Source organism: Streptomyces sp. NPDC059455 (assembly GCF_042750115.1).
Lineage (GTDB): Bacteria > Actinomycetota > Actinomycetes > Streptomycetales > Streptomycetaceae > Streptomyces > Streptomyces endocoffeicus.
Window position 1 is genome coordinate 971 of record NZ_JBHYVB010000395.1, and the last position, 3,866, is coordinate 4,836.

Consider the following 3,866-nt stretch of genomic DNA (forward strand, 5'->3'; position numbering starts at 1 on the left):
GCCCCCGCCCGTGCCCGTCGCCGACTTCCCGCAAGAGGTGGTGGTCAAGACGGGCCACCAACACTAAACGGGGGGCGCGGGGCGGGCGCCGCCCGGCCGATGGGGACCGGGCCGGGCGGCGCACCGCGGGTACGACATCCACCATGGCGGGGTTCCGCCGTATCGACCGGGGACGGGTGACATGGAGACAACGCTGCGAGGCGTCGGCGTGAGCCACGGGGTGGCCATCGGCGAGGTGCGCCATATGGGGACGGCGGTCCTGGAGCCGCCGACCAAGCAGATTCCGGCCGATGAGGCTCCGCGCGAGCAGGGTCGGGCGCGCCAGGCGGTGGAGGCCGTGGCGGCCGATCTGGTCGCGCGCGGCAATCTGGCCGGCGGCGAGGCCCAGGCCGTACTCGAGGCGCAGGCCATGATGGCGCAGGACCCGGAGCTGATCGCCGATGTCGAGCGGCGGATCGCCGTGGGCAGCACCGCCGAGCGCGCGGTGTACGACGCCTTCGCCGCCTATCGGGCGCTGCTGGCGGGGGCCGGTGACTATCTGGCGGGCCGGGTGGCCGACCTCGACGACGTACGGAACCGGATCGTGGCGCGGCTGCTGGGTGTGCCGATGCCTGGTGTGCCGGACAGCGATGAGCCGTATGTGCTGATCGCGCGGGATCTCGCCCCCGCCGACACCGCGCTGCTCGACCCGACGCTGGTGCTGGGGTTCGTGACCGAGGAGGGCGGGCCGACCAGCCACAGCGCGATCCTCGCCCGTGCCCTGGGAGTGCCGGCCGTGGTCGCGCTGCCCGGTGCCGGGGATCTGGTCGAGGGAACCCTGATCGCCGTCGACGGCAGCACCGGTGAGATCTTCGTGTCCCCGAGCGAGGAGAAGCGGGCCGAGCTGACGCGGGCCGCCGAGGAGCGCCGGGCCGCGCTGGCCGCCTCCTCCGGTCCGGGTGCGACATCGGACGGGCACAAGGTGCCGCTGCTGGCGAACGTCGGCGGACCGGCCGATGTGCCGGCCGCGGTCGAGGCGGGCGCCGAGGGTGTGGGGCTGTTCCGCACCGAGTTCCTCTTCCTCGACGACAGCAGTCAGGCGCCGTCGGAGGAGAAGCAGGTCACGGCGTACCGGCAGGTGCTGGAGGCGTTCCCCGAGGGCCGGGTGGTGGTGCGGGTCCTGGACGCGGGCGCGGACAAGCCGCTGGACTTCCTCACCCCGGCCGATGAGCCCAACCCGGCGCTGGGTGTACGCGGACTGCGTACTCTGCTGGACCACCCCGAGGTGCTGCGGACGCAGCTCACGGCGCTGGCCAAGGCGTCGGAGGGGCTGCCGGTCTATCTCGAGGTGATGGCCCCGATGGTGGCCGACCGGCTGGATGCCAAGGCGTTCGCCGACGCGTGCCGCGAGGCGGGGCTGCGGGCCAAGTTCGGCGCGATGGTGGAGATTCCGTCCGCCGCGCTGCGGGCGCGCTCGATCCTCCAGGAGGTCGAGTTCCTCTCGCTGGGCACCAACGACCTGGCGCAGTACACCTTCGCGGCCGACCGTCAGGTCGGTGCGGTCTCGCGGCTGCAGGACCCGTGGCAGCCCGCGCTGCTCGATCTGGTGGCGGCGTCGGCGGAGGCCGCGCAGGCCGAGGGCAAGAGCTGTGGTGTCTGCGGTGAGGCCGCCTCCGATCCGCTGCTCGCGTGTGTGCTGGCCGGTCTGGGTGTCACCAGCCTCTCCATGGGTGCGGCCTCCATTCCGTATGTCCGCGCGACGCTGGCCAAGCACACGCTGGCCCAGTGCGAGCGGGCCGCCTCCGCGGCGCGCGCGGCGGACACCGCGGAGGATGCCCGCCGGGCGGCGCAGGCGGTGCTGTCCGGCGAATGAGCCGGTGAGCTGTGAGATGTGAGATGTCGATGAAGGCGTCCCGCCGGGTGGCGGGACGCCTTCGGTCATTCCGGGCGGCTGAGCGGAATGCCCGCCCGGTATTCGACGCCGTGCTCCGGAGGGATGGGTTCACCGGTCTCGGCGTCGGTGCAGTACGCCGTGAACACCTCCGCCTCACTCAGCGGGCGCAGCCAGCCGTCCTGCAGCGCCCAGCCGCGGACCGTCTCCATGGAGTCCGCCATGATGGTGCGCAGCACCAGGCCGCCGGGGCTGCGCAGGGCGAAACCGCAGGCCAGGACGGTGCGGAAGACCAGCCCCGAGGGCTCGGCCAGCTTCGGCGGACCCGCTTCCCGGGCGTCGGCGTGGAGCACGGCGACCAGTGAAGTGCCGTCCGCCGGGACGCTGCAGACCAGATGGTGGACGCCCGGCCCGACCGCCTCGACGACGGCGCGCAGCGCGGCCCCCGCGCGGTCGAACGCGGCGCGGGCAGTGGTGTCGTCGTGGCACTCCCCTCGGTGGCCGGCGCGGGAGAGCAGCGCCGTGGCGTACTCCCAGGTGGCCTGCTCCTCGGCCACGCCGATGAGCCGTGGCACCAGGCGGGCGATCGGCTGGCCCTGATAGATGACGGTGCCGCCCGCGACGGCCAGCTCCGCCGTATAGCGCGTGCGGCTCGCGGCGGTGTCCGGGTCGAGCCGGGTGTCCGCGCAGAACTCCTCGTAGGCGACGGGGTCGAAGAGGGCGACGGTGGTGTGGACACCCTTGGCGGCGAGCGCCTTCAGCAGCCCCTCCATCTCCCGTAGATACGCTCCGTGGTCGTCGAAGGTGAACGACGCATAGTGTCGCATGGCGGCGAAGTCCCGCTCGTCGGCGAGCAGGGCCACGGTGCTGGGCACCTCTCTGCGGAGGGCGCGCCGGGTGGTCCGCCTCCTCGTACCCTGACGCGTCGTCGGCTTCTGTGTCTTCGGCCTCTGTGTCTTCGGCTTCCTGTGCTCGCCCGGGCGGTTCCGGTGGCTCCTGCGTCCGGTGTGCGCCATGACTCCCCCTCAGCGCGGATGTTCAGTGCTCACTCACCGTAACCGGGGCCACTGACAACGCTCCGTTGCGGATTCCGCGTGGGCTGAGTCGCCGGATTCCGCGGATGCGGATGTGGCCGCGATACGGGAGGCCGAGGGCGGTTCGGCACAGCCGAGGGTGAACAGCGCGGAGGCGACGAAGGAGCGCGTGCGCTGGTCTGCAGACCGCGTGGGCAGAACCCTTACGGCAGCTGGTTCCCGGCGGAGCGCCGGGATGCGCTGCTGGGGGTTATGGGTGAGGCGCCGGGTGAGGTGCTGGTGATCGAGGATGATCATGCGACGGATGTCGCGGGGTGCCATTGTACAGCCTCACTGGGGGTGGCACGGGTGGCGCAGGGGGCGCGGGTGGCGCAGGCGGCGCGGGTGGCGCAGGCGGCGCGGGTGGCGCTGCGGGCGGTCCGGCGCGGTGGGCGCACGTGCGTACCGTCTCCAAGCACCTCGGGACCGACCTGCGGTGGGGCGCGCTCGCCTGCGACCGTACGACGCTGGCGCGCCATGACGGCCGGATGCTGCTCGCCTCGGGCTGGGTCAGCCATGTGCTGCAGGAGACGGTCGCCCGGCTGATGACCGACCCGGAGACCCAGGGCCTGGTGGCCGCGGCGCGGTCCGCCTACGCCCGGCGGCGTGAGGCCCTGCTGGCCGCGCTGTCGGCCCGGGGGATCGCCGCGCACGGGGCGAGCGGGATGAATGTGTGGGTGCCGGTGCGGGATGAGGCGGCGGTGGTCAACGGGTTGCGGACACGGGGGTGGCGGATGGCGGCCGGTGCGAGGTTTCGGCTGGCTGCCGGGGCGGGGGTGCGGATTACGACGGCGGGGTTGGGGGGAGGCGGATGCGGGGGTGTTGGCGGGGGATTTGGCGGGGGTGTTGGGGGAGGCGCAGGCGACGTATGGGGGGTAGACGGGTCTTGCGCCACCCCGCCCCCGCCCCACACCGCGCGCGGC

The 3,866-nt window shown here is 73.3% G+C and carries 3 protein-coding genes; 2 read left to right on the forward strand and 1 reads right to left on the reverse strand.

Annotated elements, in window-relative coordinates; all coding sequences use genetic code 11:
* The first annotated feature begins 181 nt into the window (after positions 1 to 181).
* Complete coding sequence (gene ptsP, locus ACFXB5_RS52685; RefSeq protein ID WP_385223028.1) at positions 182 to 1,852, forward strand: phosphoenolpyruvate--protein phosphotransferase; 1,671 nt, start codon at positions 182 to 184, stop codon at positions 1,850 to 1,852.
* A gap of 65 nt (positions 1,853 to 1,917) precedes the next feature.
* Here ptsP and ACFXB5_RS52690 read toward each other — a convergent pair whose 3' ends face one another.
* Positions 1,918 to 2,886, reverse strand: a complete 969-nt coding sequence (locus ACFXB5_RS52690; protein WP_385223031.1) for a hypothetical protein — start codon at positions 2,884 to 2,886, stop codon at positions 1,918 to 1,920.
* A gap of 455 nt (positions 2,887 to 3,341) precedes the next feature.
* On the opposite strand from ACFXB5_RS52690, the gene ACFXB5_RS52695 reads away from it, so the two are divergent.
* A partial coding sequence (locus ACFXB5_RS52695; protein WP_385223034.1) for an aminotransferase class I/II-fold pyridoxal phosphate-dependent enzyme occupies positions 3,342 to 3,866 on the forward strand: 525 nt, incomplete at its 3' end.